The sequence below is a fragment of the Oleiagrimonas citrea genome, from assembly GCF_012395255.1.
Classification (GTDB): domain Bacteria; phylum Pseudomonadota; class Gammaproteobacteria; order Xanthomonadales; family Rhodanobacteraceae; genus Oleiagrimonas; species Oleiagrimonas citrea.
Window position 1 is genome coordinate 282,850 of record NZ_JAAZQD010000003.1, and the last position, 21,207, is coordinate 304,056.

13 protein-coding genes are annotated in these 21,207 nt (G+C 66.0%); 3 read left to right on the top strand and 10 right to left on the bottom strand.

Annotated features, from left to right (window positions below):
- Positions 1 to 3 precede the first annotated feature (3 nt).
- Together HF690_RS08440 and HF690_RS08445 are read left to right on the top strand one after the other, a co-directional pair.
- The gene (locus HF690_RS08440; protein ID WP_168609125.1) at positions 4 to 441 is read left to right on the top strand and encodes a GNAT family N-acetyltransferase; all 438 of its coding nucleotides are present in this window, start codon (positions 4 to 6) and stop codon (positions 439 to 441) included.
- The gene (locus HF690_RS08445; protein WP_113064662.1) at positions 438 to 785 is read left to right on the top strand and encodes a histidine triad nucleotide-binding protein; all 348 of its coding nucleotides are present in this window, start codon (positions 438 to 440) and stop codon (positions 783 to 785) included. The genes HF690_RS08440 and HF690_RS08445 overlap by 4 nt, the downstream gene beginning before the upstream one ends.
- A 21-nt stretch (positions 786 to 806) precedes the next feature.
- Here HF690_RS08445 and HF690_RS08450 read toward each other — a convergent pair whose 3' ends face one another.
- Positions 807 to 1,895: an alkane 1-monooxygenase gene (locus HF690_RS08450; protein WP_168609126.1), complete on the bottom strand. Its 1,089-nt coding sequence runs from the start codon at positions 1,893 to 1,895 to the stop codon at positions 807 to 809.
- A 146-nt stretch (positions 1,896 to 2,041) separates the two neighbouring features.
- Between HF690_RS08450 and HF690_RS08455 the strand changes: the two genes are divergently transcribed.
- Positions 2,042 to 2,800 (top strand): Bax inhibitor-1/YccA family protein, encoded by a 759-nt coding sequence (locus HF690_RS08455; protein ID WP_168609127.1) that lies wholly within the window; start codon positions 2,042 to 2,044, stop codon positions 2,798 to 2,800.
- A gap of 22 nt (positions 2,801 to 2,822) precedes the next feature.
- Here HF690_RS08455 and HF690_RS08460 read toward each other — a convergent pair whose 3' ends face one another.
- The 9 genes from HF690_RS08460 to amaB form a co-directional block, all read right to left on the bottom strand.
- A complete protein-coding gene (locus HF690_RS08460; protein WP_168609128.1) occupies positions 2,823 to 4,442 on the bottom strand; it encodes a sensor domain-containing diguanylate cyclase in 1,620 nt (539 codons plus the stop codon).
- 522 nt (positions 4,443 to 4,964) lie between these two features.
- On the bottom strand, positions 4,965 to 7,664 hold the full coding sequence (locus HF690_RS08465; RefSeq protein WP_168609129.1) for a M16 family metallopeptidase: 2,700 nt from the start codon (positions 7,662 to 7,664) through the stop codon (positions 4,965 to 4,967).
- Positions 7,665 to 7,872: 208 nt separating this feature from the next.
- The gene (locus tag HF690_RS08470; protein WP_168609130.1) at positions 7,873 to 13,425 is read right to left on the bottom strand and encodes a GLUG motif-containing protein; all 5,553 of its coding nucleotides are present in this window, start codon (positions 13,423 to 13,425) and stop codon (positions 7,873 to 7,875) included.
- A 19-nt stretch (positions 13,426 to 13,444) separates the two neighbouring features.
- Positions 13,445 to 15,109, bottom strand: a complete 1,665-nt coding sequence (locus HF690_RS08475; RefSeq protein WP_168609131.1) for a ShlB/FhaC/HecB family hemolysin secretion/activation protein — start codon at positions 15,107 to 15,109, stop codon at positions 13,445 to 13,447.
- A 263-nt stretch (positions 15,110 to 15,372) separates the two neighbouring features.
- Complete coding sequence (locus HF690_RS08480; RefSeq protein ID WP_168609132.1) at positions 15,373 to 16,473, bottom strand: hypothetical protein; 1,101 nt, start codon at positions 16,471 to 16,473, stop codon at positions 15,373 to 15,375.
- Positions 16,474 to 16,597: 124 nt separating this feature from the next.
- Entirely contained in the window at positions 16,598 to 17,635 is a 1,038-nt protein-coding gene (murB, locus tag HF690_RS08485) for a UDP-N-acetylmuramate dehydrogenase (protein ID WP_168609329.1), read from the bottom strand.
- A gap of 35 nt (positions 17,636 to 17,670) precedes the next feature.
- Positions 17,671 to 18,711 carry a quinone-dependent dihydroorotate dehydrogenase gene (locus HF690_RS08490; protein WP_168609133.1) on the bottom strand — a complete coding sequence of 347 codons (1,041 nt, stop codon included), beginning with the start codon at positions 18,709 to 18,711 and terminating at the stop codon, positions 17,671 to 17,673.
- Positions 18,712 to 18,763: 52 nt separating this feature from the next.
- Positions 18,764 to 19,528 carry an SDR family NAD(P)-dependent oxidoreductase gene (locus HF690_RS08495; RefSeq protein WP_168609134.1) on the bottom strand — a complete coding sequence of 255 codons (765 nt, stop codon included), beginning with the start codon at positions 19,526 to 19,528 and terminating at the stop codon, positions 18,764 to 18,766.
- Positions 19,529 to 19,649: 121 nt separating this feature from the next.
- Positions 19,650 to 21,182: an L-piperidine-6-carboxylate dehydrogenase gene (gene amaB / locus HF690_RS08500; RefSeq protein ID WP_168609135.1), complete on the bottom strand. Its 1,533-nt coding sequence runs from the start codon at positions 21,180 to 21,182 to the stop codon at positions 19,650 to 19,652.
- Between the last annotated feature and the right edge of the window lie 25 nt (positions 21,183 to 21,207).

Genomic DNA, 21,207 nt, shown 5'->3' on the forward strand with positions numbered 1-21,207 from the left:
CTCATGGCGGCGGACGATTTCGACTGGCAGGAAGCGTCCCCGGATGTCGACGAGTATCTGGCGCTCCGCGCCGCGGCAGGACTCAGTCCTTTCACGCACACGGCTGCCGAGCGGGGACTGGCCGGGGCCTGGTGCGCGGTATGCGTGCGCCGGGAAGGGCGCCTGGTTGGCATGGGACGCGTTGTCGGCGATGGCGGCTGTTTCTTCCAGATCGTCGATATCGCGGTGCATCCTTCCTTTCAGCGCCGGGGCCTCGGCGGCGAAATCATGCGGCGCTTGACGGAAACCCTGCGTACCCGCGCGTCGGACGGCGCATTCGTTTCCCTGCTGGCCGATCCGCCGGGCGTGCGTCTGTACGAACGGTTCGGGTTCCGTGCCAGCGCACCCGCTTCGGTCGGTATGTTCCGGCGATTCACCAAGGATTCTGGAGATTTCACATGAGCAACGACACCATCTTCGGCAAGATCATCCGCCGCGAGATTCCCGCGGACATCGTCTACGAGGATGACGAGGTGCTGGGTTTCCGCGATCTCAATCCGCAGGCGCCGGTGCACGTGCTGTTCATCCCCAAACAGCCGATCGCGACGCTGGACGCGGCGCGCACGCAGGATGCCGAGCTGCTCGGCAAGGTATTGCTGGCCGCCGCGAGTTATGCGCGCGAGGAAGGGCTTTCCGAAGACGGCTATCGCACCGTGATCAACTGCAACGAGCACGGCGGACAGACGGTGTATCACCTGCATGTGCATCTGCTGGGCGGCCGCCGCATGCAGTGGCCGCCGGGCTGAGGCTGAGCGCTTCGGCTTCGGTCAGGCTTGCGCAGGCATCGCGCTGCGTGCGTTGAAGTCCCGCACGCGATGATCCATCACCCGTCGCCACAGCGGCGGCACCAGCGCCAGCACGAACATGCCGGCATAGCCGGTCGGCAGCTGCGGGCTGTCGGCATGATGTCGCAGCACCTGATAGCGCCGCCGCGCGTGCGCATGATGATCGGAATGCCGCTGCAACTGGAACAGCAGCCAGTTGGTAAGCCGCTGGCTGGCATTCCATGAATGCAGGTGCGTGACGCGTTCGTAGCGGCCCTGCGCATCGCGGACGCGGCGCAGCCCGTAGTGTTCGACGTAGTTGATCACTTCCAGCGTGGCCGACGCGATGATGCCCTGGGCAATGAAGAACAGGGCGCCCGCCCATCCGGTCCATAGCGTCGCGGCGGCGAGCATCAGCAGCCACAGTAGCGACCAGCGCAGCATCTCGTTGTGCCAGGACAGGGGCGGCAGGCCGCGCCGCTGCAGTCGTTCGACTTCCAGCCGCCAGGCTGCGCGCGGGTTGTGGATCAGCGCGCGAAGCACGAATGGATACACCGATTCGCCGAGGCGTGCGCTGGATACATCCTCGGGGGTGGCGACGCGGACATGGTGGCCACGCAGATGTTCGATCTTGAAGCCGAAATAACCCACGCTGGTCAGCGCGATGCCGCCCAGCAGGGGCTCCAGGCGACCGGCCTTGTGGATGAGTTCGTGGGCGACATTGATGGCCAGCACGCCGCCGATAGTGCCGGTCGAGAGCAGCCAGCCGAGTTGACCGATCGGACCGAGCGGAAGCGTCGTGATCTGCTTCATGCAGAAAACCAGCAGTGCCAGCCATATCGGCACGCAGAGCCAGGTCAGCACGCGGAACCAGCGTTGCGCGTCCAGACGTTGTGCCTGGGCTTCGTCGACCGGGTTGCTGCGGTCGCGGCCGAGCAGCACGTCCAGCAGCGGGACCAGACCGTAGATGACCGCCAGCGGCATCCAGGCGGCCAGATCCGGTGCCACGCCGCCACGCATCAGCCACCAGGCTTCGAGCGGCAGAGCAGCGGTGAGAAATACGGCGAGGTATCCAAGGTCACGAACGCGCATGCCGGGCACTTCCGTCCGATTCGATGGTCCAAGCCTACACCGACCGAAGGCCGCCGGCATCCTGTCGTGGAGCCGGGCAAGCGGGTACCATGTCGGCAGGATTCACGGTCGCTCAGGCGGCCTTTTTGATGCCCAGGAGCAGAGGAATGCGTACGAACAATCCGGTGTTGCGCGACAAGACTTTCCAGGGGCTGTTCGCCGACGGCGAACGCATGACCATGAACGGCACCGTGGCCAAGACGGCCTTGTTGCTGGCGCTGAGCCTGGTCTCGGCGTTCTGGACGTGGAATCGTTTCGACGCCGCGCTGGCCGGGGGTCAGGTTGAGGCCGCCGTCGCCAGCATCACACCGTTCATGTGGGGCGGTTTCCTCGTCGGCTTCGTGCTGGCCATGGTTACGGTGTTCAAGCAGTCCTGGGCCGGCGTCACCGCGCCCTTGTATGCCATCGCCGAAGGCTTTGCCCTGGGCGGCATCTCGGCCTTCTTCGAGATGAGCTATCACGGCATCGTGTTCCAGGCGGTCGGGCTGACGTTCGGCGTGCTGGCGGTGATGCTCGTGGCGTACCGTGCTGGCTGGATCCGCGTCACGGACAAATTCCGCATGGGCGTGGTCGGCGCGACCGGCGCGATCGCGCTGCTCTACCTGGTCGACATCGGTCTGCGTGCCTTTACCGGGATGCAGGGCATCGGGTTCATTCATGAATCCGGCGCGCTGGGCATCGGTTTCAGCCTTCTGGTGGTCGGACTCGCCGCACTGAACCTGGTGCTGGACTTCGACATGATCGATCAGGCGAGCACACGGGGTGCGCCGAAGTACATGGAGTGGTATGGCGCCTTCGCGCTGATGGTCACGCTGGTCTGGCTGTATCTGGAGATCCTGCGTTTGCTGTCGAAGGCGCGGCGCTAAGCGGGCAGCGATGACGTTCGATTCAGACGGACTGTTCGCTGCGCCGGGGCGGGTCGGTGTCGGTCATGTCCGGCGCCGCCCGCGACGGACGCAGCACGGGACGCCGCGCGGTTTCCACCTGACGTTCGTCGACCACGCGGTTGCGTCCGCGTGATTTGGCGGTGTACATGGCTGCGTCCGCGCGTTCGACCAGGCTCGACAGGGTGTCGTTGGGTCGCCGCGTGGCCAGCCCGATGCTGACAGTCAGCAGATTGCCCCGATGATCCAGCGGAATCTCCAGTCGGTGCAGGCGCCGACATAGCCGCTGTGCGACGAGCAGGGCATTGTTGCTGTCGGTGCCGCTGAGCAGCGCGACGAACTCTTCGCCGCCGAATCGGCCGAGCAGGTCCTGCGGGCGTAATTCGGTGGCCAGGTTGCCGGCCATGGCGATCAGCGCCTGGTCGCCCGCGCCGTGGCCGAGTTCGTCGTTGAGCGTCTTGAAATGGTCCAGGTCCATGAACAGGATGGCGTGGGTCTGTTGCGTGTCCTGCATGTGCTTCTGCGCGGCGTCGATCCAGCCGCGGCGGTTCAGCACGCCGGTCAGCGGATCCTTGTCGGCCAGTTCGCGGGCGATGTGGTGATCGCGACGCATGGTCAGCGAGCGATCGGCCAGGCCGATGGCCAGCACCAGCGCTTCGATGGCGCCGGCCGCCAGACTGGCCTCGTTGAGCCATTCGACATGAGCGAGTCCGCCGCTGACCTGGATGCTGGTCAGCGCCGTAAGCACAAGCAGAGGCAGCCAGCCGAACAGGAAGAACAGGGCCGGGCGCGAACCGCGCAGCAGCGCCACGGAACCGGCCAGCACCATCAGCCCGGAGCACAGCGCGAGCAGCGGGTTGAACAGTGCGTGCATGATCTCGCGGGTGATCGGGAGATCGAAGACCTGGAGCGTGGCCAGCATCGTCATCATGCCGGCCAGGGCCAGCAGTAGTCTGCGCAGCCACGGCGCGTGCTGGCGCAGATCGCAGAAGCGGACCATGAACAGCACCGCGCTGATCATCGCGATGGCGGTCAGCGCCGAGCCAATCGAGAGCGCGATCGGCTGGATGAAGGCCAGATGCAGCGGCTGGAACACGAAGCCGGTCTGCACCGCCTGCAGGCCGGCATAACTGCATACATAGGCGGCATACCAGGCGAAAGTGGTGTCGCCGAGCATGCTGGAAAAGCACAGCGCCACCAGTCCCATCGCCAGCATGACGGCAAGGCTCGCACTGGCCATGACGATCCACAGGGTGTCCACGCGGCGGAATTCGGCGCGTGTCGCCAGAACAAAACGCACTGGCGTGTTGAGGTTGTCCGTGTGCTCGAACTTCAACAGGATCGGCGCCGTGCTGGACCATGCTTGCGGCAGGGCGAAGGCGATCCGTCCGTGGGCCTTCAGGTCCGGATCGAGCGTGGTCGGCGAGGTCGTGCTCAGTGGTCCGTCGCGGTCATACAGCGTGACGGACCCGAAAGGCGGTGACGGTATGCTCAGCACGCGCGCACCCTGCAGACCGGGCGCGCGAGGCTGAAGCAGCACCCAGGTGCCCAGGGCGCCGCGCGGGATGGTTTCCAGGCGTTGCGTATCGAAGACGTGAAACCGGCCGCTTTCGGCTTCCCGCATCACACCTGCCGGTGTATCGCCCGGCTGGGCTGCAAGCCAAGCGCCGTGCAGAAGCGCGGGGGGATCGGATGCGTGAACGCGCTTCGTGCAGGCAATCGCCACTGCGCCGATCGCCATGAAGACAAACAGCCAGTGCAGGCGGAGCAGTGCGATGCGTGCCGGTTTCGCCATCGAAGCGTCGGCGACGGAAGAAGCTTCCGATGTTGCATCAGAAGCGGCCGCCGGCGCCTACACCCCCTGTGTAGCGTGACTCAGGGCTTTGATTGTGCCGGCTTTTCAGGTGGATGTCGCCTGTCGAAAGGTCTAGGGACTCTCCGGATCGGCCTATGCGGACGGCTCGCTTTCCAGTGCAGTCAGCTGCGTGCGATGCGTCGTGCGCAGCCAGGATTCGGCTGCACGGAAAGGTCGCTACACCCTGGCCCCCGGTCAGGGAGTGATGGGGGAAGCCTTCCGAGTTGCTCGGAGGACTTCGTCGGGACGGCAGCCGCGCACATGGCGGGCTGCCGTCGGGAACGCATCCGATCAGTGCTTCTTGGGCGCGGGTCCCAGCACCACCTGCACCAGACGGTCGGGATGCAGGTACTTGCGGAATGCTGCACGGATCTGTTCGGCATCCAGCTTCAGGTAATGTCCGGCGGCGATCATTGGCTGATTCAGCGGTTCGCCGTGGATGCTCCAGGTCGCCAGCGAACGGGCGATGCGGTTGACGCTGGACACCTGCAGCGGGATCGAGCGGATCTCGTACTGGCGGGCGTTGGTAAGCTCGTCCTCGCTGACCGGCGTGTCGCGCATGGCGGCCAGGTTCTGGTGGATCAGGCCGTCCACCTTGGACACCTTCTCCGGATCGCTGCCGTAGTACACGTAGAACATGCTGCGCGAGCGGCCGATGTCGAGTCCGGAACTGGCGCCGTAGGCGTAGCCGTGGCGCACGCGCACGTCGACCATCAGGCGCGAGGCGAAGCCGTTGCCGCCGAGCACGTCATTGCCCAGGTCCAGCGCGTAGCGGTCGGCATTGTGCAGATCCATGTCCAGGTTCTGCGCCATCAGGACGGTGTCCTGCGAGGCGTACGGGTTGTCCACGACCTCGTAGTGCGCCTTGTTCAGCGGCACCTTGTGCGGCACCACGTCCGGCTTGTTGCCGTGTGCCTTCCATGCGCCGAAGTACTTCTCGACTGCGGCCTTGGCCTGCTGTGGCGTCACGTCGCCGACCACCACGATGGTGGTCATGTCGGGACGGTAGGTGCGGGCGTAGTAGTTCTTCACGTCGCCCAGGGTCAGTTTCATGACGTTCTGCGGCGTGGCTTCGCGTAGCGATGCGTCACCGGCGGGGAACAGCGCGCGCTTGAGCGCCTGGTTCATCTTGTAGCGCGGCGACTGCATGCGTCCGGCCAGTTCTCGGGCGATGGACTGCTGCTTGATGGCGAATGCCTTGGCCGGCAAGGCGGGGTGCAGCTCGTTGTCGGCCAGCAGTTGCATGCCGCGGTCGAAGTCGGCGCTGGGGACGGCCAGCGAGAAGCTGGGTCCTGCCGAGGCGCGTGCGGCGATATCGTCCAGCGCCTTGTGGAACGCGTCGCGATCGAGCGAGCGAGTGCCGTAGTCGAACAGCGAGGCCAGCACCTGGCCGACACCCTTCTGCCCCTTGGGTGCCTGCATGTTCTCGTTCTGGTCGATGCGGCCGTAGACGGTGACGGTCTTGCTGATCTTCTCCGGCTGCACGATGAGCGTGATGCCGTTGTCCAGCTTCATCTGCGTCGGGTTCAGCGTCCAGTGTGGCATTTCCAGCTTGTTCAGCGCCTTCTCGGCCCAGCTCGGCAGCGGCACGTCCAGCTTGTCGTTGCTGGCGAAGCTCTCGGTGCCGCCGAAACCGGCGCTCTGCGGCGGACGCTTGCCGTCGGGGTTGGGCGTGAGCACGACGGTCACGCGCTGATCCGGCTTCAGGTACGCGCGCAGCACGCGGTCGACGTCGGCGACCGTGACTTTGCGGATCTGATCCTCTGCCTGCTTGGGCGAATCCAGTCCCTGCCACGCCAGGGCCTGCGACCACGCACTGGCCAGACTCACGGCGCTGTTCTTGTTGAACTCGGCGTCGGCCAGCTCGGAGCGCTTGGCTGCGGCAACCAGGTCAGCCGGGGCGCCGTGCTTGCGCAGTGCATTGAGCACGCCGTCCATGTCCTTGCGCGCCTGGTCGGCGTTGCCGCCCTTGGGCACGCTGACTTGGACCACGCCGATGCCGCCGCGGGTGAAGGTCTGCGTGCCGGCGCCGGCGTCGAGCACTTTGCCGTCCGCGGCCAGCTTGGACAGCGGGCTGCGCGCGTTGTTGAGCACATCCATCAGCACCTGTGCGGCCGCGGCATCCTTGGTCTTGAGGCCGGGCATGCGGTACATGAACTGCACCGAGCCGGTGGCGTCGGGCGTGGTCTTGGTGATGGTGCGCGGCTTGAACGGCTTCAGTACGACGGGGCGACGCTTCGGCGTGGCGCGTTCGGGAATGTCGCCGAACAGCTGCTTCACCTTGGTCAGCGTGGTCTGCGGGTCGACGTCGCCGACGATGACGAAGATGGCGTTGTTGGGCACATACCAGTGGCGGTAGAAACTGCGCAGGACTTTCGAGTCGGTCTTGTCGAAGGTCGGGCGCGATCCCAGCGCGTCCTCGGCGTAGCCGGTGCCGGCATACAGCGTGCGCTCGGCTTCCTGGAACGCCAGATAACCCGGGTCGGAGATGTCGCGCGAGACTTCCTGCTCGATCGCGCCACGCTCCAGCTGCCAGTCCTTTTCGGTCAGCAGCGCGCCGTTCATGCGCGCGGCCTCGATGTGCAGCAGCACGTTCAGATAGGCCGACGGCGCCACGAAGTAGTACTGGGTGGCGTCCATGGTGGTGAAGGCGTTGTTCTGCCCGCCCATCTTGCCGGTCATCTCGTTGAGCTGTGCGCCGGTCAGGCCCTTGCTGTCGCGGAACATCATGTGTTCCAGTGCGTGCGCGGTGCCGGGGAAGTCCTTCGGCGTCTCGTAGCCGCCCGCCAGATAGGTGATCTGGGTGGTGACCATGGGCGAGAGGGTGTCGCGCACGATGACTACGCGCAGACCGTTCTTCAGCGTGGCGCGCAGTACGTGCTCGTGCGCGGCGGCCGCGGTCGGCTTGGCCTGGGCGGGGTGGGGGGCGGCAACGAAGCCGAAACCGAGCAGAACGCAGGCCAGCATGGGCCGCAGCGAGCGGATGGGCATGAAACACTCCCTGTGAAGGACGAAAAGACGAGAGCGCGGGCGACGGCCGTTCGGCGGGCGTCCTGGACGGACGCCGTTCGGCATATCCATCGCCGCATCCGGCCATCCTACGGCGCGGCTGCGGTCCCGCCAAGTCAACCGATGGCAGGGGTGGTCCGGTAACGCTTGAGTCTGGCGAGCGTGTCTGGTCCGCTCGCCGGGTCTGTCGTCAATGCTTCATGCAGCTGCCGCTTGCAGCTTTGGCGAAAGGATCCATCGACTGATTCAGGCAGCGCCGGGCCTCGCTGGGCGTCTCCGACGACGGCTGCACGGTCAGATGCACCGTGGTGGGTTTGCCTGGCGCGTAAATGCTGTTCTGCAGCAGCGGGTTCAGGGGCAGTGCAAAGCTGTCGATACCGACGCGACCGTAGGAAGCGCTCGACGCGAACGAGATCGAGGATGCGCTGCCCGGCACGCTCGACATGAGGATCGCGCCGGTTCCCTTGGCCAGGGTGGGCAGGATGTAGTTGCCGAGCAGGGTGCCGCTGTCGGCCAGGAAATCGGTCGAAGCGAGTGTGGCCGATACGCCGATGCCGCTGCCGGGTCCGGCATCGGCATAGGTGCCGGTCGTCTGATTCACGGTCGCGCCCTGGCCGGACACGAAACCGCTGAGCAGGAAGTTCGACGCATTCAGGCGTGCACTCGTCGTGCCGTCGTATGACTTGGTCGGGTTTCCGGTGAGCGTCACGGTGAGCGGACGAGCCGTGATGTCGGCGGTAGTGACGATGCCGGTCACGGTGTAGTCGGCGGAGGAGCTGCCCGACAGAGACAAGCCCGAGATCGTGACGGACTTTCCGGTCCCGGCATTGGCGTCAGCGAAGTTCGCCGTGCCGCCGCTGGTCACCAGATTGACGGAATCGCCGGCGACGACACCGGAAAGCGAGCCGAAGCTGCCGATGGTCGCGGCGGCGGTGCCGTCGTAGACCTTGTTGTCGACGGTCAGACCGGAGAGCGTCAGCGCTTTGGGATCGATGGTCAGCGCGCCGCCGACGTACGTGATGCGGTAGCCCTGCTGGTCGGACCACAAATCCGGATTGTAGCTGCCGACATGGACCGCGCCGGCGTACGCATCGCCGAGGCCGAACAGATGACCGGAGGTGTCCGCGCCCGTCACCGAGTAGGTCGGGTTGAGCAGACCGAAGGTGCCGCCGGTGTAGGTCTGGTGCTGATCCGGAGCGGTCACCGTGAGCGGGGTGAGGAACACGTTGAGCAGCGGCATGGTGTGGCCCTCATAGATCACCCACACCGGCGACGAGCTGAAGTCGAATCCGGTGAAGCTGGCTTGCTGCAGCATCTGCGTGCTGGTCAGTCCGGTGGTGCCACTGGTGGTGGCGCCCGAATAGGCGGCACCGATACCGGCGGTAGCGCCGGAGGTGTCGGTGTCCCAGTAACTGGTGCTGACTGTGCCGGAATTCTGTCCCACCAGCGCACCGACGTCGCCGGCGCCGCTGACGCTGCCGGTGGCGTAGCTGTTGCTCGTGGTGCTGCCGATCAGCATCGAGCCGACCAGTCCACCGATGGCGGTGGAGGCGACGCCACTGTTCAGGCCGGCCACGCTGTCGGTGGCGTAGCTGTCCTTGATGGTGCCGCTGCTCTGTCCCACCAGTCCGCCGGCGCCATGCTGGGCCACGGCCACGCTGCCGCCAATGGCGTAGTCATATTCCACTGTGCCGTCACTGCGACCGACCAGAGCGCCGACCAAGCCCAAGCCGTTGATGCTGCTGTTCAGCAGACCGACATCCCGCAAGGTGCCGCTGGAGTAGCCGAACAGACCCACGTAGTAGGTGCCTGGCCGGTTGACGGTGAGGCTGGAGATGGAGTGCCCCAATCCGTCGAAAATGCCGGTGAAGTGCGTAGTGGAATCACCAATAGGCACGAAGCCCGCGCCACTGTTCCAGGTGGAAGTGCCCGAGGCGTCGATATTGTTGCCCAGCACGTAGTCGAGGCCCAGCCCGGTGCTGTTCATGTTCTGCAACTGGGTGAGGCCGGTAATCACCTTGTACTGCGCGGGCGTGGCGCTGGTGTCCGTACCCAGGATCACCGAACCGCTGTAGGTGTCGAAACTTGCGTTGCTCAGCAGGTAAGGCGTGGTCTGGTTGCCGGCGTTGGCCCACATGCTGCTGTTGAAGCCCGAGGGTAGTGCGGCAGACAACTGCGCGGTCGTCAGGCCGCCACCGCCGGTGACGGTGGCGGCGTTGTTGCCGATACCGGTGGCGAGGCCGGTGCTGGTGTCCCAGTAGCCGTTGGTGATGACCGCGCCGTTCGAATTGCTTCCGACCAGCCTGCCGAAGTGGTTGGTGCCGCTGACGCTGCCGGTGGCATAGGCGTTAGTGATCGTGGAGTCCGCTGTATTGGAACCCACCAGTCCACCGACCTCATGGGTGCCGACGACGTTGCCGGTGGCGTAGACATCGCTGATCGTGGAGCTATTGGAATTGAGTCCGACCAGCCCGCCGATCTGCCACTTGCCGGTGACGTTGCCGGTGGCATAGGCGTTGTTGATCGCGCCATTGGAGTTATAGCCGACCAGCCCGCCAATGTCCTGTTCGTAGTTGCCGGAGCCGGTGACGTTGCCGGTGGCATAGACGTTGCTGATCGAGCCATTGGTGTTCAAGCCGACCAAGCCGCCCACAAGGGAATTGCCGGTGACGCTGCTGGTCGCGTAGGCATCGGTGATGGTGCCGAGATTTGCGCCGGCCAGTGCGCCCACACAGTAGGAGCCGGTGACATTGCCACCGGTGACACCGATATTGCGCACCACGCCGCCGCTGCCCACCACGCCGAACAGGCCCACATAGCTGGCGGACGGCCGGTTGATGGTGAGGTTGCTGACGGTGAAGCCCAGGCCTTCGAACACGCCTGTGAACGCATTGGTGAAGTAGTTGTTGCCGAACGGTACGAAGCCGGCGCCGCCGTTCCAGTTTGCCGTGGCTGAGGCGTCGATGGTGTTGCCCAGCACGTAGTTGAGGCCAAGGCCGGTGCTGTTGATGTTTTGCAGCTGAGTGAGGTTGAGAATGACGTTGTAGTAGGTCGGCGTGGCGCTGGCGTCCGTGCCCAGGGTCACGTGGCCGCTCACGCTGGGCAGGCTGGCGTTGGCCAGCAGATACGGTGTGGTCTGGTTGCCGGCGTTGTCCCAGTTGCTGGAGGCGAAGCCCGAGGGCAGGGCTGCGGCCAACTGCGCGGTGGTCAGGCCACCTCCGCCCGTCGCTGTGCCAGTGAGGTACCCGTAGCCGGCATTGGTGCCCTTGCCGGTGGTGGTGGTGTCCCAGTAGCCGTTGGTGATGGTGCCGAAAAGAGCGTCTTTTCTTCCGACCAGCCCGCCGACGTCGCTGCTGCCGCTGACCTTGCCGGTAGCGTAGACATTGCTCACCGTGCTGGCATACACGTATCCCAGCAGCCCGCCGACGATGGATCCGCCGCTGACGTCGCCGGTGGCGTAGGCGTTGCTGATCGACCCATTGCTGCTGTATCCGATCAGGCCACCGATTCGGATGCCGTTGCCGCTGACGTTGCCGCTGGCGTAGACGTTGCTGATCTTGGAGCTGGATCCAAGGTTGAGTCCGATCAGGCCGCCGACTTCAGAGTCGCCAACGACGTTGCCGGTGGCATAGGCATTGCTGATCGTGCCGGTGTTCTGGCCGACCAGCCCGCCGGTGTTGGTAGTGCCGTTGACGTTGCCGGTGGCGTAAGCGTTGCTAATGGTGCCGCTGTTGACGCCGACCAGTCCGCCGGCGCTGTCGTTGGTGGACGTTGTGCTCACCGTGCCGGTGGCGTAGGCGTTGTCGATGGTTCCGCCGATGGCGTACCCGACCAGTCCGCCGGCATAACGGATGCCGGTGACGCTGCCGCCGACCATGCCGATGTTGCGGATCGAGCTGTTGCTCGTGTAGCCGAACAAGCTCGCCGCGAACGCCAGATGGGCACGGGTGGTCAGGTTGCTGATGGTGTGGCCCAGGCCATCGAACCTGCCGGTGAAGGTGGAGCCGCCGCTGCCGTCGCCGATGGGGTCGAAGCCGTAGTAGCCGCCAAAGCCATCGGGGTTCCAGTTTGCCGTGGTCGAGGCATCGATGTCGGCGCCCAGGACGTAGTTGGCGCTCATGCTGCCGCCGGTCACCCCTTGCAGGGTCATGGTGCTGGGCGTGGTGCTGGCATCGCCCGCGGTGCCCAGGCTGGTGATGATGGTGTAGCCGATCGTGCTGCCAGACGTACCCATCTTGATGGAGAAGCTGCCCGTGTTGGCCAGGTTGATCGGCGCATGGACGATGTAGTCGGATGCCACGCTGTTGATGACGCCGCTGGCCGAGCCCTGGCCGTACTCCAGCGCCAGTCCGGCGGTGCCCGAGCCGTTCATCGCGGTGTTGACGACGATGTCGCGGTAGGCGTTCAGCGTGAGTGTGTTGGCGCTCCAGGCAACCGTGTCGTTGACGAAGATGTCGCCGTTGCCGGCGGTGCCGCCGGTGGTGGACTGGATGGTGACGTTGCCGCCGCCCAGCGCGGTCGATAGCGCCGCGCCGGTCATGTCGCCGCCGGATGCGGCGATGGTGAAGTCCTGCGGGTCGATCAGCCAGTGGCCGTCGGCGCCGGATGCGGCGTGGGAGGTGACGGTGGCGTCGCCGGCGATCTTGACGTGGGTGCCGGAGGTCTCGATGAATCCGCCGTCGCCTCCATTCGGGGCGGAGGCATCCAGAGTGCCTCCGACCTGCACGGTACCGCTGTCACCGCCCAGCAGTTCGATGGTGCCGTCGTGATCGGTCACCGTCTGTGCCTGGATCTGCCCGCTGTTGTTCACCACCGTCTGCAGCAGTGCGTCCCGCGCCTTGGCGCTCAGGATCACTTTGCCGCCGTCGGCGCGGATCAGGCCGCCGTTGTGGGCCAGTGCATTCAGTGCCGCGCCGCTGACTTCGAAGTTCAGCAGGTGGTTGCCCGTTAGGGTCAGCGAGACGCGATCGCCGGCACCGAGCGCCGCAGCGCCACCCGGCGTGACGATGCTGCCGTGGTTGCTGACGTTGGCGCCGAGCAGGGCGACATAGCCGCCATCGTGGGCGCGAAGACGGCCGTCATTGCGCACGCCAGCCGTGCTGGCGCCCGTGAAGTGGTAGTTGCCCGAGAGGAAATCCTGATTGGCGATGTCCAGCGTGGACGCCACGATGCCGCCCACGTCGACGCTTGTACCGGGAGCGAAATAGATGCCATTGGGATTGACCAGGAATACCTGGCCGTTGGCGTCGAGGTGTCCGTAGATCGCGCTCGGGTCGCTGCCGAGCACGCGGTTCAGCGCGACGCTGGAGCTGCCCGGTTGATCGAAGCGGACGGTGTAGCCCGACCCGATGTCGAAGGATTGCCAGTCGATGATGGCGTTCTGGCTGGTTTGGTGGACGGTGAGGGTGTCGTTGTTCTGTGTGATTGCCGCCTGTCCGCCGACGACCTGTCCGCCGACGGGCAGCGGCGTGGCGGGTGCTGCAAGGGCCGGTTGAGTCGCGGGCGTTGTGCTCGGCGACGTGCTGCTCAGGTTCGGGAGAAGCTGTTGGGACAGCGGTGGCCGCGCCAGGGACAGCGCCGGGGCAAGCCCGAGGGCCGCCAGCAGGGCGGAGCGGAGCGGGCGGATGCGCACGCGCCGTTCGCCGCGTCGCACGATACCTCCGTGCTTGCCGCGGGCGATTTCGCTCACCGCGACCAGCATGCCGAGGGTGTGATTCCAGACCAGTCGATAGATGTGATTCATGGATCGTTGCCTCGGATGTTTACAGGTCGATGCTCACGCGGCCCCAGAACTCGCCATCGGTACGGGTGCCGTCCGGGGTGCGTGTGTTGCCCAGGCCGTGGACGTAGGTCAGGCTGGCCTGGACGCGGCGTTCGAAGCGGTAATCCAGCCCCAGGCCGGCACCGCTCAGATGCGTGGACTGCGGTGAGCCGGAGGCCGAGCCGCGACGCCAGGCCTTGCCGGACTGCAACAGAAAGCTTCCACTCAGGTGCTGTGCGCCGACATCGAGCAGGGCGTGGGCCAGTCGCACGTCGAGCAGCACGCCGGCATCGCCGCCACCGGCGCTGACCGGTGCGCTCATGACGGCATACGGCCCGCCCAGGTAGAACTGCTGGCTGCCATCGAGCGGGTGGCTGGCCAGCTGGGCTTCGATGCCCGCGTTCAGCGTCCAGTGGGCCGGCAACTTCTGACTGCGCAGCGCTTGCAACTGGGCAACCCAGAAGGCACCACCGGCTTGCGGTCCGGAGCTGTCGGTCAGGCGGGCATCGGCGTTGTCCAGAGACAGATTGCCGTGGCTGATACTCAGGCCGCCGGAGGTGTTGCCGTGGGCATCGGCGCGCACGCCGCTCAGGCTCAGGCGGGTCATGCGGATGTGCGAGTGGCCGAGAGTGGATGCGGTGGCGTTATTCTGGTCGAAACCGTTGCGAAGCAGGTCCAGTCGAACCTGCAGCAGGCGTCCGGGGCGAAGGATCAGCGGGTAGTCCAGATCCACGCCAGCCTGGTTGACGCGTCCGCGGATGCCGAGTGCGGCAAAGTCGCCGCCCAGGCGATACAGCGTGCGCGAGCCGTAGACGCCGGCGCGCAGACCGTTGCGCAGATCGGGCGAAGTGAAGTTGAAGCCCCCGGCATGCAGCAAGCCGCCAGCGGAGGTCAAAGCATTGAAGGCGAGCTGCGCGCCGTGTCCGAAGGGATTGTCCAGATTCAGGTTGACGCCGCCGCGTGCGCGACCGGTGCTGGCGTTGCCGTAGTTGTCGGCGAACAGCTGGGTATGCAGCACCGGGGTGCTGTCCAGCTTGACTTGCAGGCTGCTGGTGGCCGGCTGCGCGCCGGGCACCAGGGTGCCGGCCACACGCACGCCGGGCGTGCGGTTGAGCAGCAGCAGACCGCGGTCGAGGTTGTCGTCGGTGATGGTCTGTCCGGAACGCAGGTCGAGCGTGCGGCGCGCCTGCGGCGAGGACAGGCGGGATGCATTGTCGATGCGGATGCGATCGAAGCGTGGCTCGATCACAACCACGCGCACGACACCGTTGCGGATGCTCTGGGCTGGCACGTAGGCATGTGCCAGCGGATACCCGCGCGCGCGATACAGATCGGTGATGCGCTGTGCGGCCTGCTGCAGATCGCCAAGGGTGACGGTGCGGCCATCGAGACTGCGCACCAGCGGTTGCAGGTCAGGAGTGGCAATGAGGGTATTGCCCTGGATCTGCACCTGATGGACCGGGATCGGCGTGGCGGAAGCCGCGCTCTGCTGTGCGGGCGCGGGCAGCTCGATCACCGACTGCGGTGCAGTGGGAAGCGAAGGCGGTGGAGTGGTCTGCTTGAGCACGGTGCCCGCGGGTGGCGCGGTCTGTGCCTGGAGAGCCGTGCTCATGCTCAGGGCCAGCAGTGTGGGCACAAGCAGGCCGGTCAAACGGGTGGCGGTCATCTTCGATGGTCCCTGTTCCAGAGCGAGCGCTGGAAGGGACCGTGTTGTCAGATCCGGACACACGCATAGGCCGCCTGCACCGGACGGAACCGATGAAAGCGCATGGTGAGTCCGTTATCCACCCCTTCCTCGAAGTGAAGAGGATAGCAAAACGCATGTGCGCCGTTGCAGGCTTCTTCGCCCCGGTCGTTCGTGGTCTGCCCGCGGCGGGAAAACGCACTGACTCACGAGGCGGCGATGGAGGACTTGAATAGTGGCGAAGGTCAGCGCAGCGACAACTTCGGAAATGGCAGACCGAGCGACGCCCAGGCCCGGGCCACGGCGTCCACTGCGGCATCGCCTCTGGCGATCCAGTCCGGGTGTTGCGCGGCCTTGTCGTGGACATGTACGGGTTCAGGGGCACCGCCGTCGCTGCTCCATGCCGCACGGTAGTCACGCACCACCGTCTCCAGCTCGGATTTGCCGTACGGCACGATGCGTATTTCATTGCGGTCGCCGAGGAACAGCCCGGAACCGGCCATGCGCAGGTGGAACTGGCTCCAGCTGGTCAAGACGGCATCGATGTAGGGCATTCGGGCGATTTCCTGCGCGCTGTGGCCCAGGTGCATGAGGTCGTTGATGACCCAGTGCTCGATGGCGCTGCGCGGCGCGGCCATCGGGAACAGGCCATCCGCGGGAAGTCCGCCGCCCTTTTCGTAGATGGAGATACAGGCCGGAACCGGGTGACGCACCGTCATAATGTAGTCGGCGCGCCCCTGGCCGAGCAGCATCTTGAAGCTGCCGGCCCAGGCAACCATCTTGTGCATCTTCTTCGGGACCAGCCAGAGACCGTCCTCGCGCTTTGCGGTCCGACGCTGGTAATACAGATGCGCAATTACCAGGAATTCGGCGACCTCGAAGACCGAGTGCTGCAGATGGTAGTAGGGGCGGTCGCCGGCCCAGTCGTACCAGGTTTCACGAAGGTCCGGGAAACCGTCGTGCGCGAGCGCTTCGGAGACATGGGTGTGTTCCAGTCCGATCGTGCGCAGCAGCTCCTTGGTCAGGTAACTGCCGCCGCTGCGCGGGTAGCCGATGACGAAGGCGAATCGGGTGTCCTTGAGGTAGTCACGCACTAGCGGGTAGTTGCCCGACAGCAGGGCGATGGCGATCTGCAGCGTGTCGTTAACGGCGCGCTTGCTCAGTGGCGTCTGCAGCAGGGACTCGTCGAAATCCGGCAGTGCAGCGGGGGTGGCCAGGAAATCCTCGGTCTGGTTGGCCCAGTCGTAGGAGCCGTCGGTCCAGTCGGCGTAGCGCTCGTTCATGTCCGCCAGGATGCCGATGAAGGCGGGCGAGGGCTGGAAGCGCAGCTGGATGTCGAAGTGCATGGGCGGGTTCCGGCGGGAGAGGCGCAGCGTTGTGCATCGGTCATGACGTGTCGGGTACACATGCCGCCACGCATGCTACCCGAGCCGGCGCGTCCGCATCAGCCCAATCCCCGGGCCTGGATGGTCATGTGTCGATGGATGCGCCGATGACCTTCGGCTCGGGATGCAGCAGGATGCCGAAGCGTTCCTCCACGCCACGGCGGACCTTCTGCGCCAGCGCCCACAGCTGATCGCCGCGCGCGCGGCCATGGTTGACGAGCACCAGGGCATGCCGGTTCGAGATGCCCGCATCTTCTTCGCGCAAGCCCTTGAAACCGCAGGATTCAATCAGCCATGCGGCCGACAGCTTCACGGCGTCGTCGGCAATCGGCCACTGCGGCATGTCGGGATGGTCACGCTTGAGCGCCGCGGCGGTTTCGGTATCCACCTGCGGGTTCTTGAAGAAGCTGCCGGCGTTGCCGATGACGGCCGGGTCGGGCAGCTTGCGGGTGCGCAGATGCACCACCGCTTCGGCGACGTGGAACGGCGTGGGCGTGACGATGCCCATGCGCTTGAGCTGATCGCCGATGCCGGCGTAGTCGAGTCGCAGTTCGCGCTTGCGCGGCAGGGCGAAGCGGACGGCGGTGACGATGTAGCGGTCCGGCTCGCGTTTGAACAGCGAGTCGCGATAGGCGAAGGCGCAGGCGGTCCGGTCCAGCGATACGACCTTCCGGGTGGTGCGGTCCCAGGCTTCCACGGCTTCGATGAATTCGGCTACTTCGACGCCGTAGGCGCCGATGTTCTGGATCGGCGCGGCGCCGACCGTGCCCGGGATCAGGATCAGGTTCTCCAGCCCGGCGAAGCCCTGGCTCAGCGACCAGCGCACGAAGTCGTCCCAGCGCTCGCCGGCGGCGACCGCGATGCGCGCGACGTCGCCGTCTTCCTCCACGTGCACGCCGCGCGTGGCCATCGCCAGCACCGCGCCATGGAAGTCGTCCGCGAACAGGATGTTGCTGCCTTCGCCGAGCACCAGCAGCGGCGTCGAGGTGATGGCGGGCAGCGCCAGCACGTCGGGCAGGCGCGCGGCATCGGTCAGTTCCAGCAGCCAGTCGGCGCGCACGTCCACGCGCAGCGTGTTGCGCGATGCCAGCGAAGCGTTCTCGGTGACGCGGTAGCCGCCCATGTCGACGGCGGGGTTCATGCTATGCATGGGTGTCCTTATTCGGTGTCGGCGTGGTGCTGGCGGCGGATTTCCTCGACGCATTCGCCGAGCAGCCCCGGGCCGCGGTAGATCATGCCGGAGTAGATCTGCACCAGGGCCGCACCCGCACTGATCTTGCCAGCCGCAGCGTCGCCGTCGAGGATGCCGCCGACGCCGATCAGTGGGATGCGTTCGGGCAGCCGTGCACGCATGCCCTGAAGCACGCGGTCGGCGGCGGCCCGCAGTGGGCGACCGGACAGACCGCCCGCTTCGTCGGCATGCGGCGCGCCCTGCACACCGCTGCGATCCAGCGTGGTGTTGGTGCAGATGACGCCGTCGATGCCGCTCTTCTCGAGCACGGCGGCCATGGCGTCGAGTTCCTTGTCGTCCAGATCCGGCGCAATCTTCAGCAGCATCGGCTTGCGCGCGTCGTGCTGGCTGCCCAGCAGCTCCTGCTCTTCGCGCAGGCGGCCGATGAAGGCTTCCAGCTGGGTGTCCTGTTGCAGATCGCGCAGGCCCTTGGTGTTGGGCGAGGAGATGTTGACCGTGATGTACGACGCCAGACCGTAGGCGCGGCGCAGGCCGTGCAGGTAGTCGTTCACCGCCTGCTCGTTGGGCGTGTCGCGGTTCTTGCCGATATTGATGCCGAGTACGCCGTCGTACCGGGACTGCTCGACATTGCGCACCAGCGCGTCGATGCCGGCGTTGTTAAAGCCCATCCGGTTGATGATCGCCTCGTGTTCCGGCAGGCGGAACAGCCGCGGTTTCGGGTTACCGGCCTGGGCACGTGGCGTCACCGTGCCGACCTCGATAGAACCGAAGCCCAACGCACCCAGGGCATCGAGGTGTTCGGCATTCTTGTCCAGACCGGCGGCCAAGCCGACCGGATTGGGAAAGTCGATGCCGAATGCACGTACCGGCAGGTCTTTCGGCGGCGGCGCGATGCGGTGCGCGAAGCCGCTGCGCTGCGCCACGCCAAGCGCATACAAACCCAGGCCGTGCGCGGCTTCCGGGTTCAGCGCGAACAGCAGCGGGCGGAACAGTTCGTACGGATTCATGGTTTCGGTCCGGTCCGGGTTCGGGGCAGCTTAGCGGGTCGTCGTCACGGCTTCAGCCGTTCAGCGACTGGCCGCCGTCCACGGCGAGGATCTGGCCGGTGATCCAGGCGGCCATCGGCGAGGCCAGGAATAGGGCCGCCTGCGCGATATCTTCGGGACGGCCGTAGGCGCCGAACGGAATGCGCGCCAGCGTCGCGGCGTAGCGTTCGGGATCGTTGCGGCGCACGTCGTCCCACAGGCCGCCCGGGAACTCGATCGAGCCGGGCGCGATGGCGTTGACCCGGATGCGCTCGGGCGCCAGCGCCTTGGCTTGCGAGGTCGTGTAATGACTGACGGCCGCCTTCAGCGCCGCGTAGCACGCGCCCTTGGGGCGCGGGTTCATCGCCGCGATGGAACTGGTGTGCAGGATGCAAGGGTGTTCCGACTTGCGCAGGAAAGGCAGCGCGTGGCGCGAGGCGCGCACGGCGGCCATCAGGTCGATGCGGAAGTCGGCTTCCCAACTGGCGTCGTCGTCGTCGTCGAAGCCGTAGCCGCTGGCGTTGTTGACCAGCACGTCGATGCCGCCGAGCGTCTGCGCGGCATTCTCGATCCAGCCCTGCACGGCCTGGGCGTCGCCGAGGTCGCAGGATTCGGTATGCACCGTGCCGCCGTGGGCGCTGAGCGCGCCGTCGACCTCGGCCAGCGCCTGTTCGCCGCGCGCACAGACCGACACCGCCGCGCCCGCCTGGGCGAAGGCCAGGGCGATGCTGCGGCCGATGCCCTTGCTGCCGCCAGCTACCAGCACACGGTAGCTAGAAAAGTCGAAGGTGGTGCGCATGGGAACTCCGAAGTCCGTACTGTCCAATCCGGCATTGTAGGACGCCTGCATGGCGAAGGCATGAAAAAGGGGAGCCGGACGCGTGTCCGACTCCCCTCGATGCCGTGCATGGACAGTTCGATCAGATCTCGAACTTGATGCCCTGCGCCAGCGGCAGTTCCGACGACCAGTTGATGGTGTTGGTCTGACGGCGCATGTAGGCGCGCCATGCGTCGGAGCCGGACTCGCGGCCGCCGCCGGTTTCCTTCTCGCCGCCGAACGCGCCGCCGATCTCGGCGCCGGAGGTGCCGATGTTGACGTTGGCGATGCCGCAGTCCGAACCGGTCGCGGACAGGAAACGCTCGGCGTTGCGCATGTTCAGCGTGAAGAACGCGCTGGACAGGCCCTGCGGCACGCTGTTCTGCAGCGCGATGGCGTCGTCCAGGTCGCTGTACGGGATCACGTACAGGATCGGGGCGAAGGTCTCGGTGCGGACGATTTCGGCGTCACCGGGCAGGCCGGTGACGATGGCCGGGGTCACGAAGTTGCCGGGACGATCCAGCTTCTCGCCGCCCGTGGCGACGGTGCCGCCGGCCGTCTTGGCCGCGTCCAGTGCCTTGGTGAAGCGCTCGACCGAGCTTTCGTCGATCAGCGGACCCATCAGCGTGGCCGGGTCGGTCGGATCGCCGATCTTGCTCTCGATCTGCTTGTAGGCCTTGACCAGCTTTTCGGTGACTTCCTGGGCAATGGATTCGTGCACGATCAGGCGGCGCGTGCTGGTGCAGCGCTGACCCGCGGTGCCGACGGCGCCGAAGGCGATGGCCGGGATGGCCAGCTTCAGGTCGGCGGTCTCGTCCACGATCATGGCGTTGTTGCCGCCCAGTTCCAGCAGCGAGCGGCCCATGCGCTCGGCCACGCGCACGCCGACCTTGCGGCCGACCGCGCACGAACCGGTGAAGCTGACCAGGTCGATGCGCTTGTCGTCGACGAAGGTCTGCGCCAGCTCGTTGCTGCCGTCATTGAACAGGTAGAAGATCTCCGGGAAGCCGCCGGCCTTGAGCGCCTCGTTGCAGATCTTCATGGTGGCGATGGCGGTCAGCGGGGTCTTCGGCGACGGCTTCCAGATGCAGATGTCGCCGCAGGCAGCGGCCAGCATGGCGTTCCACGCCCACACCGCGACCGGGAAGTTGAAGGCCGAGATGATGCCGACCACGCCCAGCGGATGCCACTGCTCGTACATGCGGTGACCCGGACGCTCCGAATGCATGGTCAGGCCGTACATCATGCGGCTCTGGCCGACCGCGAAGTCGGCGATGTCGATCATCTCCTGCACTTCGCCGTCGCCCTCGGGCTTGATCTTGCCGTTCTCCAGGCTGACCAGCGAACCGAGTTCGTCCTTGTACTTGCGCAGGGCCTCGCCGCACAGGCGCACGGCTTCGCCACGCTGCGGGGCGGGTGTGGTGCGCCAGGTCTGGAAGGCTTCGCGGGCGCGCTCGACGATGGTCTCGTAGTCGGCCGCGCTGGTGCCGTGCACCTTGGCGATGACCTCGCCGGTCGAGGGGTTGGTCACCTCGATCAGACCGGCGCTGGTATCCGTCGACCACTCGCCGTTGCCCAGGTAGGTGCCTGAATTGACGTCGGAAAGGCCGAGGGCCTTCAGAATCTCGTGCGACATACGTGCTCCTGCGTCGTTGACGGCG

Bases quoted from the DNA above. Each gene is read 5' to 3' on its own strand.
- HF690_RS08495 (WP_168609134.1), bottom strand. From the start codon at position 19,528: ATGCGCACCACCTTCGACTTTTCTAGCTACCGTGTGCTGGTAGCTGGC.
- HF690_RS08460 (WP_168609128.1), bottom strand. From the start codon at position 4,442: ATGCGGGAAGCCGAAAGCGGCCGGTTTCACGTCTTCGATACGCAACGC.
- HF690_RS08470 (WP_168609130.1), bottom strand. From the start codon at position 13,425: ATGAATCACATCTATCGACTGGTCTGGAATCACACCCTCGGCATGCTG.
- amaB (WP_168609135.1), bottom strand. From the start codon at position 21,182: ATGTCGCACGAGATTCTGAAGGCCCTCGGCCTTTCCGACGTCAATTCA.
- HF690_RS08455 (WP_168609127.1), top strand. From the start codon at position 2,042: ATGCGTACGAACAATCCGGTGTTGCGCGACAAGACTTTCCAGGGGCTG.
- HF690_RS08475 (WP_168609131.1), bottom strand. From the start codon at position 15,109: ATGACCGCCACCCGTTTGACCGGCCTGCTTGTGCCCACACTGCTGGCC.
- HF690_RS08440 (WP_168609125.1), top strand. From the start codon at position 4: ATGGCGGCGGACGATTTCGACTGGCAGGAAGCGTCCCCGGATGTCGAC.
- HF690_RS08450 (WP_168609126.1), bottom strand. From the start codon at position 1,895: ATGCGCGTTCGTGACCTTGGATACCTCGCCGTATTTCTCACCGCTGCT.
- HF690_RS08445 (WP_113064662.1), top strand. From the start codon at position 438: ATGAGCAACGACACCATCTTCGGCAAGATCATCCGCCGCGAGATTCCC.
- murB (WP_168609329.1), bottom strand. From the start codon at position 17,635: ATGGGCGGCTACCGCGTCACCGAGAACGCTTCGCTGGCATCGCGCAAC.
- HF690_RS08480 (WP_168609132.1), bottom strand. From the start codon at position 16,473: ATGCACTTCGACATCCAGCTGCGCTTCCAGCCCTCGCCCGCCTTCATC.
- HF690_RS08490 (WP_168609133.1), bottom strand. From the start codon at position 18,711: ATGAATCCGTACGAACTGTTCCGCCCGCTGCTGTTCGCGCTGAACCCG.
- HF690_RS08465 (WP_168609129.1), bottom strand. From the start codon at position 7,664: ATGCCCATCCGCTCGCTGCGGCCCATGCTGGCCTGCGTTCTGCTCGGT.